Raw genomic sequence first — 12,964 nt, 5'->3', positions numbered from 1 at the left:
CCCGCAATGGTACGGGCTCAGTGCCGTAGCGCGACCGCCTGGCGGGAACCTCTGGGCCTCGGCGCCCGGAGGTCCATGGACTTGCCAGACATGAGTGACAGCAGGTCGTACGCGCGCAAGGTGAGGGCCGTGTGGCGTTCACCCGTGGCGAGGAAGACGGACTGATGATCGGGCTTGATGCGGTCGTCGATGAGGACGGAGAGCGTGGGCGGCAGCAGCAGCGGGCAGACCAGCCCGGCGGCGTAGTCGGTAACCTCGTTGACCACGAAGGCCGGGGCAGGGTGTACTTTCCTGGCCCCGAGCAGTCCCCCGACCACTCCAGGCCTGGGCGGTGCGGCGACGGTGGACACGACGGCGACGGCCTCCCGGCCCAGCCTGGTGACCGCCTCGAACATCGTCACGGCCACGCAGCGGGAGGGGGCTGCGGAGATCGTCTCGGGCAGCTCGTCCGCGCATGTCATGGGGCGCGGAAGGCGTACGATCTCATGATGGACCTGGTGTGCGAGGAGCCAGCGGTGGATCGCGAGGGCGTCCTTCATAGATGAGCTCCTAGCCTCGTTCCATGGCCCCCGACGGTCTCTGACCGACGGTAACCCGGACCTGGTGTGGCTCGGGGGATATGTTCCGTAATGCGTGAAGGACCTACCCAGCTTGCCGGACTCAAATCAGCACTTTCACAAGATCGCCCCGGTCGCCGACGAGCTCGGCGAGCTGTTCGCCGCCCGAGGGCACGAGCTGGCCCTGGTGGGCGGCTCGGTGCGCGACATCCTCCTCGGGCGCATCGGCAACGACCTCGACCTGACGACGGAGGCCCGGCCGGAGCGGGTGCTCGAGATCGTCAAGGACTGGGCCGACTCCGTCTGGACCATCGGGATCGACTTCGGCACGGTCGGCGTCCGCAAGGGCAACTGGCTGCTGGAGATCACCACCTACCGGAGCGAGTCCTACGACCCCAAGTCGCGCAAGCCCGAGGTCGTCTACGGCGACACGCTTGAGGCCGACCTGGAGCGCCGTGACTTCGCGATCAACGCGATGGCGGTGCGGCTGCCCGACCACGAGTTCGTCGACCCCTACGGCGGCGTCTCCGACCTGACCGCGAAGCTGCTGCGCACGCCGGGCACGCCCGAGCAGTCCTTCGACGACGACCCGCTGCGCATGCTGCGCGCCGCCCGCTTCGCCTCCCAGCTGGGGTTCACGGTGGCGCCCGAGGCGCTCAGGGCGATGACCGAGATGGCCGAGCGGATCGAGATCGTCTCCGCCGAACGCATCCGCGAAGAGCTCGACAAGCTGGTCTGCGGCGCGTACCCGCGTGAGGGGCTGGGGCTTCTGGTGGAGACGGGTCTGGCCGCGCACGTGCTGCCCGAGCTGCCCATGCTCCGCCTGGAGATCGACGAGCACCACCGGCACAAGGACGTGTACGAGCACTCCCTGACCGTCCTCGACCAGGCCATCGCCCAGGAGGAGGACGGCAAGGCCGACCGCATCCTGCGCTGGGCGGCGCTTCTGCACGACGTGGGCAAGCCCAAGACCAGGCGGCACGAGGCCGGGGGCCGGGTCTCCTTCCACCACCACGAGCTCGTCGGCGCGCAGATGACCAAGAAGCGCATGACCGAGCTCAGGTTCCCCAAGGACGTGGTGGCCGACGTGGCCCGCCTGGTCGAGCTGCACCTGCGCTTCCACGGCTACGGCTCGGGGGAGTGGACCGACAGCGCCGTACGCCGCTACGTACGCGACGCCGGTCACCTGCTCGACCGCCTCCACAAGCTGACCAGGGCCGACTGCACCACGCGCAACAAGCGGAAGGCGGCCCACCTCTCGCGTACCTACGACCAGCTCGAAGAGCGCATCGCCCGGCTGGCCGACGAGGAGGAGCTGGCCAAGATCCGGCCGGAGCTCGACGGCAACGAGATCCAGCGGGTCCTCGGCATCGGCCCGGGTCCGATGGTGGGCAAGGCCTACAAGTTTCTGCTCGACCTCCGCCTCGACCAGGGCGTGCTCGGCAAGGAAGCGGCCACGGAGGCGTTGCTGACGTGGGCCGGCGAGCAGCGCAAGGGCTAGTCTCCGGCGCGTCCTCTCCTCAGTGCGCGGAGGGGACGCGCGACGGCGCCGTGACCAGCCGGTACACCAGTGCGCTGACCAGGTAGCCGACGGCGATGATGCCGACGGCCAGGTAGGACTTGCCGTTGGCGGGCAGGATCGCCGCCGAGAGCCCGGCGGCCAGCACGAACATGCCGTTGAACAACATGTCGTAGAGGGAGAAGGCCCGGCCCAGGTAGGCGTCCTCGACGTCGCGCTGGACGGAGGTGTCGGCGCAGATCTTGACGCTCTGCCCGGCCAGGCCCAGGACGAAGCCGGAGATCCACAGACCCCACTCCTGGAAGGGCGTCACCAGGATCGCGGACAGGACGCCGGCCGTGACCAGCATCAGCGGCACCCAGCGCTCGACGGGCATGCGTTCGGTGGCCAGGGGCGTGACGATCACGGCCAGGGCGTAGCCGACGGCCGAGGTGGCCACGACGATGCCGATGCCCCTCAGCGCGGCCTCGGAGTCGCCGTTGGTGAAGTAGTAGCGGTAGAGGATGATGCCGAGCGCGGTAGCCATGCCGTACATGAAGCGGTGCGCGGCCATGGCGCCCATCGCCGCGGCGGCCCTGCGCCGGTGCGCGAGGTGCCGGGCGCCCTCCACCAGGCCCTTGAGCACGTTGCGCACGGCCTCCTTGACCTGCGGCCGGTTGGGGTCGAAGTCGGGGCCGAGCAGGTCGCGGCGCATGGTCCTGGCGACCAGGGCGCTCAGGCTGAACAGCACGCCCGAGGTGACCAGCACGAGGGCGACGCCGGAGTCGCCCGGTCCGAACACGCCGCGCATCAGCGTGGCGACGCCGACGCCGACGAAGGTGATGACCGTGCCGGAGGTCGGCGTGACCGCGTTGGCCGCCATCAGCTGGTCCCTGGGCACCACGTGCGGCAGCGAGGCGCCCAGAGCGGCCAGGAAGAAGCGGTTGACGCCGAGCACGCCCAGCGCGGCCGCGTAGAAGAACTCGTCAGGGGTGTCGAGGGCGACGAGGGCGGCGGCGATCAGCAGCAGCACCCCGCGGACCACCGGCGCGATCACCAGGATCTGGCGGCGCGACCACCTGTCGATGAAGACGCCGACGAACGGCCCCAGGATGCTGTAGGGCAGGAACAGGACCGCCATGCCCGCCGCCACCTGCAGTGCGGTGGTCTGCTTCTCGGGGCTGAAGAAGGCGAATCCGGCCACGCCGAACTGGAAGATGCCGTCGGAGAACTGGGAGACCAGGCGGGTGCCGAACAACCGTCGGTAGTCCCGGCCCTGCAGGACCACACGGAGATCGGCGACAAAAGACACGCAGCCAGCCTAGCCGCCGCCGGCTGCCGCGCCGCTTCTGGTTCTGCCCGTTCTCCGGGGGGACAGGTTCCCGTACGCTTCGTTCTGTGACGACTGAGGAACACGTGGTGTTGGTCGACGGCGAGGGAAACGCGATCGGCGCCGCCCCCAAAACGTCGGTACACGGCCGGGACACCCCTCTCCACCTGGCCTTCTCCAGCTACGTCTTCGACCCCGCCGGCCGGATCCTGCTGACCAGGCGGGCCGGGCACAAGCTGACCTGGCCGGGAGTCTGGACCAACAGCTGCTGCGGCCACCCGCTGCCCGGCGAGGCCGTCGAGCACGCGGTGCTGCGCAGGCTCTCCTACGAACTGGGCCTGGACGCCGAGCGTGCCGACCTGATGCTGCCGGCCTTCTCCTACCGGGCGGCCATGCCCAACGGCGTCGTGGAGCACGAGCTGTGCCCGGTCTACCGGGTCACGGTGAAGGGTCAGGTCGACGCCAACCCCGACGAGGTGGGCGAGGTCCTGTGGATGCCGTGGAGGGAGTTCGCCGAGGGTGTGGGCAACGGCCTGCTGGCGATCTCGCCGTGGTGCAAGGAGCAGGTTCCGCTGCTCACGGCCCTGGGTGACGATCCGCTGGCGTGGGAGACGGCGCCGGAGGACGGGCTGCCTCCGGCCGCGCGGGTGGCTGGGCGCCGTCACGGCGCCCAGCCGTGACCTACCGGGACACCTCGCCGCGGATGAACTTCTCGACGTAGTCGCGCGCCTCGTCGTCGCTGTGCTGGACGGGCGGGGACTTCATGAAGTACGAGGAGGCGCTCAGGATCGGGCCGCCGATGCCCCGGTCAAGGGCGATCTTGGCGGCGCGGACGGCGTCGATGATGATGCCGGCCGAGTTGGGGGAGTCCCAGACCTCGAGCTTGTACTCCAGATTCAGCGGGGTGTCGCCGAACGAGCGGCCCTCCAGGCGCACGTAGGCCCACTTGCGGTCGTCGAGCCACGGCACGTGGTCGGACGGGCCGATGTGCACGTCGGCCTTGCCCATCTCGTGCGGGATCTGCGAGGTGACCGACTGCGTCTTGGAGATCTTCTTGGACTGGAGGCGCTTGCGCTCCAGCATGTTCATGAAGTCCATGTTGCCGCCGAAGTTGAGCTGGTACGTGCGCAGCAGCTCGACCCCGCGGTCCTCGAAGAGCTTGGCCATGACGCGGTGCGTGATGGTGGCGCCGACCTGAGACTTGATGTCGTCGCCGATGATCGGGACGCCCGCCTCCTCGAACTTCTCCGCCCACTCGGGGTCGGAGGCGATGAAGACCGGCAGCGCGTTGACGAAGGCGACCTTGGCGTCGATGGCGCACTGCGCGTAGAAGCGGTCGGCCTCCTCCGAGCCGACCGGCAGGTAGGAGACGAGGACGTCCACCCGGTTCTCCTTGAGGACCTTCACGACGTCCACCGGGGCCTCGTCGGACTCCTCGATGATCTCGCGGTAGAACTCGCCGAGACCGTCGAAGGTGTGGCCCCTCTGCACGATCACACCCGTGGGCGGCACATCCGTAATCTTGATCGTGTTGTTCTCACTGGCCACGATCGCTTCGGACAGGTCGCGCCCGACCTTCTTGGCGTCCACGTCGAAGGCGGCGACGAACTCGACGTCACCGACGTGGTATTCGCCGAACTTGACGTGCATCAGGCCGGGGACCCTGGCGTCCGGGTCGGCGTCCTTGTAGTAGTGCACGCCCTGGACCAGCGATGCCGCGCAGTTGCCGACACCGACAACGGCCACGCGAACCGAACCCATCGCACTCGCTCCCTTACTCATCTGTGTTATTTCTCGCGGGCTCCGAGGCCCGTCTCTCTGTCGCGATCAGCTCATTCAGCCAACGCACCTCGCGTTCGACCGATTCCAGACCGTGACGCTGCAACTCCAGGGTGTAGGCATCGAGCCGTTCCCTGGTACGTGCGAGCGCGGTGCGGACGGCGTCGAGTCGTTCCTCGAGCCGGCTGCGGCGGCCTTCGAGGATGCGCAGGCGCACCTCGGCCTCGGTATGGCGGAAGAAGGCGAAGTGGATGCCGAAGCTCTCGTCCTCCCACGCGGACGGCCCGGCCTGGGTCAGCAGCTCCTGGAGCCGCTCCTTGCCTTCGGCGGTGAGCTTGTAGACGATCTTCGATCTGCCGCTCACCCGAGTGGGTTGCTCTTCCACGATAAGACCCTGCTCCAGGAGCGACCTCAAGCAGGGGTACAGCGAACCGTAGGAGAACGCACGGAACATGCCGAGCAGCTCGTTGAGCCGTTTGCGCAGCTCGTAGCCATGAAGCGGCGTCTCGTGCAGCGACCCGAGCACGGCGAGTTCCAGCACTCTGCCCTGTCCGCTGACCATTGGAACCGCCCTCCTCTCGCGTCGATGTATCGGCTCGATACATCTTGAGGATACGTCGCTCCGCTATATGGCCGCAATTAATGACTTTGCCAAGGCGTTGGGATGAATCGGTAAAAAGCCGTAGTCTGGCGCGCATGTGGTCACAGCGAAGGGTGGTGGATTACGGCCTCGCCAAGCGGGCGGTGGTCCGCTCGGTGCGCTCAGGGCGCACTGTGCCCCGCGACGTCTGTGACGCACAGCCGTACCTCCTCCGCGCGGCACGCCACCTCGGCGAGCCCACCGAACGCACCTGCCCGGTATGCGAGAGGGAGAACGTCACCAACGTGACCTATGTCTATGGGGATTCCCTGGGTCGCCATGCTGGTCAAGCAAAGGCCACGTCAGAACTCGTCGACATGGCCCATGATTACGACGAGTTCAGGGTGTACGTCGTCGAGGTCTGCCAAGGTTGTTCCTGGAACCACCTGGCGGTCTCGTACGTCCTCGGCAACGGACCGCCTGACCTCGTCGGCCAACCGTGAGACCGAGGGCGGCGAGCAGCCTCACGCCCACCCGCCGTGCCATCCGACGACGATGCGAGGACGTGTGAGTTACAGCAGCAACGAGGGAACGGGACGCCAAGGAAGGCGCCGTCGCTCAGGCTCACCCCGTTCAGCTGCCTCTCAGGGGCAGACACCCCAGACCGGTTCCTGGGGTACGGCGCAGCCGCCACGTCGTCCGGAGGCAGCTTACGAGCAGACCGGCGCGATGGCCGCGCAGCAGGGGCAGGGGCCGGGCTTCGACCCGCCGCAGCCCCGCCGCGCCCAGCCCGGCCAGCCCGGTCAGCAGGGCCAACCGGGTCAGCAGGGCCAGCCCGGCCCGCGCCCTGGTCAGCCTGGGCAACCGGGGCAACCTGGGCGGCCTGGGGCGTACCCCGGACAGCCCGGCGCGCACCCGGAGCAGCCCGGCACTGGCCCGCAGCGCACCTCGCGCCGTCGCCCCCAGGAGCAGCAGGACACCGTCGTGAGCCCCACCCCGCCCCGCCGCGGACGCGGACGCGGCGGACCGGAAGGCCCGCCGCCCCCCGCCGGTCCCGGCAGGGGCGACGGCGAGGGCCGCAACTGGCGCAGGTTCCTTCCCAGCTGGAAGATCCTCGTGGTCGGCGTCGTGGTCGTGGCCGCCGGCGTGTTCGGCATGATCATGGTGGGCTACTCCCTCACGCCCATGCCCACGCAGGCACAGGTGCAGGACGGCGTCGACGACCAGGCCAGCGTCATCCGCGACGCCAACAACAAGGTGATCGCCAGGCTCGGCACCAAGCGCAAAGAGGTGCAGATCCAGCAGGTCCCGCGGCACGTCCAGGACGCGGTGATCGCGGCGGAGAACAGCTCCTTCCGCGACGACGCCGGCATCTCCTTCTCCGGCATGGTCCGCTCGCTGTGGAGCACGGCCACCGGCCAGCAGGTCCAGGGCGCCTCGACCATCACCCAGCAGATGGCCCGCAACTACTACGACGGCCTGTCCCAGGAGCGCTCGCTTGAGCGCAAGGTCAAGGAGATCTTCGTCGCGGTCAAGCTGAACAAGTCGCTGCCGAAGGAACAGATCCTCTCCCAGTACCTCAACACCATCTACTTCGGCCGCGGGGCCTACGGCATCGGCGCCGCCGCCGAGGCCTTCTTCAAGAAGGACGTCAAGGACCTCACCCCCGAGCAGGGCGCCTACCTCGCCGGCCGCATCCAGAACCCCTCCTCCTTCGACCAGTCGGAGAAGTCGGGAGACAAGGGCCCCACCCAGTTCCGGTACAAGTACGTGCTCGAGCAGCTGGGCAAGCTCGACCCGGCCAACTACGGCAACCTGCTCAGCAAGTCGCCCACCGCGCCGAAGCTCACCAGCAGCCGCGAGAAGGACTACTTCAAGGGCGTCGAGGGCTACATGATCATGGCCGTGGTCAACGAGCTCGAACGTGACCACGGCATCGACATGGACGACCTGAAGACCGGCGGCTACAGGATCACGACCACCCTCGACACGGGCCTCATGGAGGCCGCGAAGAAGGCGGTCAACCAGCACACGGCGAACGCACCCGACGAGGTCATGTCCACCATGGCCGCGGTGGACCCGCGCGACGGCCGGATCAAGGCCTTCTACGGCGGTGACGACTACGCCAACGACCAGTGGATCGACGCGTTCATGTCGGTGAAGCAGGCAGCCTCCGCCTTCAAGCCCTATGTGCTGGCGGCCTGGCTGGACCAGGGCTACAGCCTGCGCAGCTACCTGCCCGCCAAGGGACCGATCACGCTTGAGGGCACCAAGCCCATCGACAACGACCACGCGTCGAAGGCGTCGGCGGTCGACGTCGTCAACGCCACCGCGAGCTCGGTCAACACCGCTTTCGCGAAGATGGGGGAGAAGGTCGGCCTCGACGCCGTCATCGACATCGCCTCCCGCGCCGGCATCAACAAGGAGCGCCTGGTGTCGACCAAGGAACGCCAGATGTACCAGCTCACGATCGGTTCGAGCGGGGTGACGGCGGTCGAGCAGGCCGGGGGCTACTCGATCTTCGCCAACGCCGGCATGCACTTCAAGAACCACGTCATCATGAAGGTCGTCAACCGGGACGGCCAGACCCTCTGGGACGACAAGAAGCGGATCAACCCCGTCAAGGTGATCACCCCTGAGGCCGCGGCGGACGCGACCGTGGCGCTCCAGGCCGTGGTCAAGAGCGGTACCGGCAGGAACGCCGCCCTCTACAACCGCCCGGTCGCCGGCAAGACCGGCACCAACAACGACAACAAGGACGTCTGGTTCGTCGGATTCACCCCGCAGATCTCCACCGCCGTGGGCATCTTCCGCCAGCAGTGCGTGACCAAGTCGGGAAAGATCGTCCGGCCGAGGTTCGACAACTGCCCGTGGTACCGGGGCAAGGACCCGGCCAAGGAGAAGAAGTACACGCCGCAGAAGCCGTACAGCACGGCGGCCGAGGCGCCGCTTCCGAGCGGATACCAGGGTGCCACGTACCCGGCCGCCATCTGGAAGACCTTCATGACCGAGGCCACCAAGAACGACAAGGTCGAGCAGTTCCCGCCGCGCGCGGACACCGGCGTGCCGGAGAACCTGGCGCCCAAGCCCACCCCGACGCCCACGCGCACGGTCGACCCGGAGAACCCGTTCGAGGACCCGACCGACTGCCCGCTCCTCGACCCGGCCTGTGAGGACGACGGCAACGTCAACGTCGACCCCAACGAACAGGGCTTCCCCGAGGGGGACGACGACGGCATGATGGGCGGCGGCGCGACGGTTCCCGATCCGATGCCGAGCGTCCGCGAGGACGGATGAAACCGCCTGTCCACATAAGAGCGGCTTCGTACCTGCCCCTGGGGTTGTTCGCCGCCCTGGGGGCGACGCTGGCGTACCTGGTCAGGCTGCCGTGCCGTACCGGCGGGTGGAACGACCAGGTCACCACCTACACCAACTTCTGCTACACCGACATCTACCCGCTCTACTTCGACCGGCAGCTGTCGACCGAGAACCCCTACTTCGCCCAGGTTCCGTTCGACAAGCAGGTCGAGTACCCGGTCGTGCTGGGCGAGGTCATGCAGGCCATCGCCTGGCTGGTCAGGCCCGTCGGCGACGTGGCCGCGCAGGGCGTGCGCTTCTACGACATCACCGTCGTCCTGCTCGGCGTCTGCCTGGTGATCGGCGTGCTGCTGATGGCCGCGGTGGCCGGCCCGACCCGCCGCTGGGACGCCCTCTGGTACGCGCTCGCGCCGTCGGTGATCCTGGCCGCCTACATCAACTGGGACCTGGTGGCCGGCGCGCTGTCGATGGGCATGCTGCTGGCCTGGGCGAGGAAACGGCAGGTCCTGGCAGGTGTTCTGCTCGGACTGGCGATCGCCACCAAGTTCTACCCGCTGATGTTCCTGGGCGCGCTCTTCCTGCTCACGGTGCGTACCGCGCGATGGCGGCCGTTCATCGTCACGGTCGCCGCGGCGGTGACCGCCTGGCTCCTGGTCAACCTGCCGTTCATGATCTTCGCCTGGGACGGCTGGCGCCGCTTCTACGTCTTCTCCCAGGAGCGCGGCGTCGACTGGGGCTCACCCTGGCTGTTCTTCCAGAACAAGGGCTGGCCCGTGCTCGGCACCGCCGACGTGAGCCTGCTCGGCACCGCCTCGCTGGCCGTGCTGTGCCTCGGCATCGCCGTGCTCACGCTGGCCGCGCCGCGCCGTCCCCGGCTGGCGCAGATCTGCTTCCTGGCGCTGGCCGCGTTCATGATGACGAACAAGGTGTGGTCGCCGCAGTTCGTGCTGTGGCTGGTGCCGTTCGCCGTGCTGGCCAGGCCCAACTGGAAGCCGCTGGCCCTGTGGCAGGTGGCCGAGGTCTGGTACTTCTTCGCCATCTGGCTCTACCTGCTCGCCCAGCCGCCGCTGGATCGGGCCGACCTGGGCATCGGTGACGACACGTACTTCACCGCGGTGTGGGGACGTGTGATCACCATCGGCATCATGATGGCCTTCGTCGTGCGCGACATCCTCCGTCCCGACAAGGACGTGGTACGGCAGGGCGGCGTCGACGACCAGATCGGCGGCGTCTTCGACGAGGCCCGCGACCGCTACACCCTGCTGCCCGCCTCTCGATGATCACTCGTTCGGCCGATCGTGACGCGCTGCTGCTCTGGCTCGGCTCGCGCGCCGGACTGCTCGTGGCGACGCTGCTCGGCATCTCCCTTCAGGACTATCTGGGCAAGTGGCGGGCCTGGGACGCCGGGTTGTTCGTCACCATCGCCGAGCATGGTTACGACGGCGTACCCGGCCGGCCGCCGGACGCGGGGCTGCCCGCGTTCTTTCCCGGCCTGCCGATGGCGCTTCGGCTTGTGCATCTGGTCGTACCCGACTGGGCGCTGGCCGGGCTGCTGATCTCGCTGGTCGCGGGGGCGGTGGCGACGGTCTTCCTGGCCAGGCTGGCCGTCTTCGAAGGCGGTACCGGCTGGGTGGCCGTGCTGGCGCTGCTGCTCTTCCCGACCGCCGTCTTCCTGGCCGCCGGCTACAGCGAGTCGCTCTTCCTGGCCTTCGCGGTGCCGGCGTGGCTGGCCGCCAGGCAGCGGCGCTGGCCGCTGGCCGTCGTGCTGGCCGCGGGCGCCTCGTGTGTGCGGATCACCGGGCTGTTCCTGGCGCTGGCCCTGTGGGTGGAGTTCGCCTCGTCGCGGCCCTCGCTCCGGCAGGCGCCTTGGCTGGCCGTACCGTTTCTGCCGTTGGTGGGGTATTCGTTTTTCCACTACACGCGCTCGGGCGACTGGTTCGCGTGGAAGCACGCGCAGGAGGCGGGCTGGGGCCGGGAGATGGTGTGGCCCTGGGATTCGTTCGCCAAGACGTGGGGCGCGGCCATGGGCGAGGACGACTTCGCGGTCGCGTTCCGGATGGAGATCGCCGGGGTCGCCGTGGCCGTGCTGGGGCTGGTGTGGCTGCTCGCCCTGCGGCGCTGGAGCGAGGTCGTCTACTGCGGGTTGCAGGCCGGGGCGCTGATGACCTCGGCCTACTACCTGTCGATCCCGCGTTCGCTGCTGCTGTGGTTTCCCCTGTGGGTGGCGATCGCCCGGTTGCGGCACCGGTGGGTGATCGCTGCGTACGCGATGGTGTCGGGGCCGTTGATGGTGCTGAACACCGTGCGGTTCCTCACGGGCGCGTGGGCCGGCTGACGTCCTTACCCACTTCCATGGCTCGGTAATCCAGGGAAGTTATCCACAGGCTGTGTATCAGAGGTTCTTGCGGAGGAAGGCGATGTCCTCCGCCTGGCCCGCCGCCGGGGTCTCGACGATGACCGGGGCGCCGGCGGCCCGGCAGACCGCGAGGATCAGCTCCGGGTCGATCTTCCCCTCGCCGAGGTTGGCGTGCCGGTCGGCGCCGGAGTCGAAGTCGTCGCGCGAGTCGTTGCAGTGGACCAGGTCGATGCGGCCGGTGATGGCCTTGACCCGGTCGACCAGGTCGACGAGCTCCTCGCCGCCGGCGTGGGCGTGGCAGGTGTCGAGGCAGAAGCCCACGTCGAAGCCGTCGAGCGCCTCCCACAGCCGGGCGATGCGCTCCAGCTTGCGGGCCATCGCGTTGCCGCCGCCCGCGGTGTTCTCGATGAGGACCGGGATGCGACGCTCCTCCAGGCGCTCGAACACCTTGCGCCAGTTGTCGAAGCCGACCTGGGGGTCGTCGCTGTTGTTGACGTGGCCGCCGTGCACGATCAGGCCCTTGGCGCCCAGGTCGGCGGCGGCCGTCAGATGCTGGGTGAGCAGCTTGCGGCTGGGAATCCTGATCTTGTTGTTGGTGGTGGCCACGTTGACCAGGTAAGGGGCGTGGATGTAGATCTCCACTCCCTCGACCGGCTTGTCCGGCAGCACCGGGCCCTTGTAGCCCTGGGGATCGCCGAGGAAGAACTGCACCACCTCGGCGCCGACCTCGGCGGCGTGGGCGGCGGGATCGTCCTGGTCGACATGAGCACCGATGAGCACCATGGCTTGAGGGTAGCCGTTTGGTCCGACGTTCTCGGGGCAGTCGCCAGGAGCCCCCCGACCATCTGAGGAGCGTGATGGCGCTGTATCGCAGAGGCGTGAGCCTGATATTCCTGATCTACGTGCTCGTCGGTATCTACGTTGCGTGGATTCACGACTACATCACCCCGGCCCTGCTCAAAGACCTGGCCGAGGCGCTGCTGGCCGTATTCCTGTGGTTCCTGGTCCTGCTCGGTGTCGATCTGCACCTGGGCGGGTGAGTCTGCGGGGCCCTTCGCGGCCCCCAGACCCTTCATTACGGAAGAAAGCCGCCTCGGGCGATGCCGAGCGCCACGCCGACAAACGCCGCGACGATACCGATGATGTTGAGAACCCGCTCGCCCGTGGTCACCGAGACGTACTGCGAGTACAGGCCCATGCCGAAGCCGAGCGCGCCGGCCCACGACGCCACGGCGTGCCCGCCGGTGAAGAACGTCGCCACGAACGCCACGAGGCCGACGACCAGGGTGGCGACGGCCAGAGCGTTCTCACGCGGATGCGCGTGTCCATCACTGTTGAGGGCGAGCATGGAGCGTTCGCTGTCGGACGGTTCCAGCATGTGTGGCACGGTCACCACCCCCTTGTCCCTACAGGCCTTCCCATCCGTGAGCGGCTGGTAACCTGGTCAGGCTGCGTTGTGATTGACCTTTGGCGCCGAAAGGGGCGCCTGGGCAGAAACGTCAGCGTCCTCCTGTCACGGCAGATCGTCGTGACCGCAAGAGTCCAG

14 protein-coding genes are annotated in these 12,964 nt (G+C 68.3%); 7 read left to right on the top strand and 7 right to left on the bottom strand.

Annotation, left to right across the window (positions count from 1 at the left end; all coding sequences use genetic code 11):
* Positions 1–17: 17 nt before the first annotated feature.
* Positions 18–539 (bottom strand): aminoacyl-tRNA deacylase, encoded by a 522-nt coding sequence (locus tag ACIBKY_RS42665; protein ID WP_397106253.1) that lies wholly within the window; start codon positions 537–539, stop codon positions 18–20.
* A gap of 112 nt (positions 540–651) precedes the next feature.
* Here ACIBKY_RS42665 and ACIBKY_RS42660 point away from each other — a divergent pair, with 112 nt between their 5' ends.
* On the top strand, positions 652–2,058 hold the full coding sequence (locus ACIBKY_RS42660; protein WP_397106251.1) for a CCA tRNA nucleotidyltransferase: 1,407 nt from the start codon (positions 652–654) through the stop codon (positions 2,056–2,058).
* 19 nt (positions 2,059–2,077) lie between these two features.
* On the opposite strand, the gene ACIBKY_RS42655 is transcribed toward ACIBKY_RS42660, so the two are convergent.
* On the bottom strand, positions 2,078–3,367 hold the full coding sequence (locus tag ACIBKY_RS42655; RefSeq protein WP_397106249.1) for an MFS transporter: 1,290 nt from the start codon (positions 3,365–3,367) through the stop codon (positions 2,078–2,080).
* Between the two features lie 86 nt (positions 3,368–3,453).
* Here ACIBKY_RS42655 and idi point away from each other — a divergent pair, with 86 nt between their 5' ends.
* The gene (gene idi, locus ACIBKY_RS42650) at positions 3,454–4,065 is read left to right on the top strand and encodes an isopentenyl-diphosphate Delta-isomerase (RefSeq protein WP_397106247.1); all 612 of its coding nucleotides are present in this window, start codon (positions 3,454–3,456) and stop codon (positions 4,063–4,065) included.
* A gap of 1 nt (position 4,066) precedes the next feature.
* On the opposite strand, the gene ACIBKY_RS42645 is transcribed toward idi, so the two are convergent.
* Together ACIBKY_RS42645 and ACIBKY_RS42640 are read right to left on the bottom strand one after the other, a co-directional pair.
* The gene (locus ACIBKY_RS42645) at positions 4,067–5,146 is read right to left on the bottom strand and encodes an inositol-3-phosphate synthase (RefSeq protein ID WP_379613070.1); all 1,080 of its coding nucleotides are present in this window, start codon (positions 5,144–5,146) and stop codon (positions 4,067–4,069) included.
* Between the two features lie 13 nt (positions 5,147–5,159).
* Complete coding sequence (locus ACIBKY_RS42640) at positions 5,160–5,726, bottom strand: helix-turn-helix transcriptional regulator (protein ID WP_379613071.1); 567 nt, start codon at positions 5,724–5,726, stop codon at positions 5,160–5,162.
* Between the two features lie 80 nt (positions 5,727–5,806).
* Between ACIBKY_RS42640 and ACIBKY_RS42635 the strand changes: the two genes are divergently transcribed.
* Complete coding sequence (locus ACIBKY_RS42635; RefSeq protein ID WP_397106245.1) at positions 5,807–6,247, top strand: DUF5318 family protein; 441 nt, start codon at positions 5,807–5,809, stop codon at positions 6,245–6,247.
* 130 nt (positions 6,248–6,377) lie between these two features.
* Here the strand turns inward: ACIBKY_RS42635 and ACIBKY_RS42630 are convergent, their stop codons facing one another.
* Positions 6,378–6,608: a hypothetical protein gene (locus ACIBKY_RS42630; RefSeq protein ID WP_397106243.1), complete on the bottom strand. Its 231-nt coding sequence runs from the start codon at positions 6,606–6,608 to the stop codon at positions 6,378–6,380.
* Positions 6,609–6,728: 120 nt separating this feature from the next.
* On the opposite strand from ACIBKY_RS42630, the gene ACIBKY_RS42625 reads away from it, so the two are divergent.
* From ACIBKY_RS42625 to ACIBKY_RS42615, 3 genes are read left to right on the top strand one after another with little or no spacing between them, the layout of a single operon-like run.
* On the top strand, positions 6,729–9,041 hold the full coding sequence (locus ACIBKY_RS42625) for a transglycosylase domain-containing protein (protein ID WP_397106241.1): 2,313 nt from the start codon (positions 6,729–6,731) through the stop codon (positions 9,039–9,041).
* On the top strand, positions 9,038–10,342 hold the full coding sequence (locus tag ACIBKY_RS42620; protein WP_397106239.1) for a glycosyltransferase family 87 protein: 1,305 nt from the start codon (positions 9,038–9,040) through the stop codon (positions 10,340–10,342). Before ACIBKY_RS42625 ends, ACIBKY_RS42620 begins: the two co-directional genes overlap by 4 nt.
* Positions 10,339–11,397: a mannosyltransferase family protein gene (locus tag ACIBKY_RS42615; RefSeq protein ID WP_397106237.1), complete on the top strand. Its 1,059-nt coding sequence runs from the start codon at positions 10,339–10,341 to the stop codon at positions 11,395–11,397. Before ACIBKY_RS42620 ends, ACIBKY_RS42615 begins: the two co-directional genes overlap by 4 nt.
* Before the next feature lie 57 nt (positions 11,398–11,454).
* Here the strand turns inward: ACIBKY_RS42615 and ACIBKY_RS42610 are convergent, their stop codons facing one another.
* A complete protein-coding gene (locus ACIBKY_RS42610; protein ID WP_397106235.1) occupies positions 11,455–12,201 on the bottom strand; it encodes a deoxyribonuclease IV in 747 nt (248 codons plus the stop codon).
* 95 nt (positions 12,202–12,296) lie between these two features.
* Between ACIBKY_RS42610 and ACIBKY_RS42605 the strand changes: the two genes are divergently transcribed.
* On the top strand, positions 12,297–12,458 hold the full coding sequence (locus tag ACIBKY_RS42605) for a hypothetical protein (RefSeq protein WP_397106233.1): 162 nt from the start codon (positions 12,297–12,299) through the stop codon (positions 12,456–12,458).
* A gap of 35 nt (positions 12,459–12,493) precedes the next feature.
* Here ACIBKY_RS42605 and ACIBKY_RS42600 read toward each other — a convergent pair whose 3' ends face one another.
* On the bottom strand, positions 12,494–12,796 hold the full coding sequence (locus ACIBKY_RS42600) for a hypothetical protein (protein WP_184959148.1): 303 nt from the start codon (positions 12,794–12,796) through the stop codon (positions 12,494–12,496).
* Between the last annotated feature and the right edge of the window lie 168 nt (positions 12,797–12,964).

The sequence above is a fragment of the Nonomuraea sp. NPDC050394 genome (genome assembly GCF_044459065.1).
Classification (GTDB): domain Bacteria; phylum Actinomycetota; class Actinomycetes; order Streptosporangiales; family Streptosporangiaceae; genus Nonomuraea.
The sequence above is the reverse complement of the archived record's forward strand: the minus strand, read 5'-3'. Positions and strand labels throughout refer to the sequence as shown.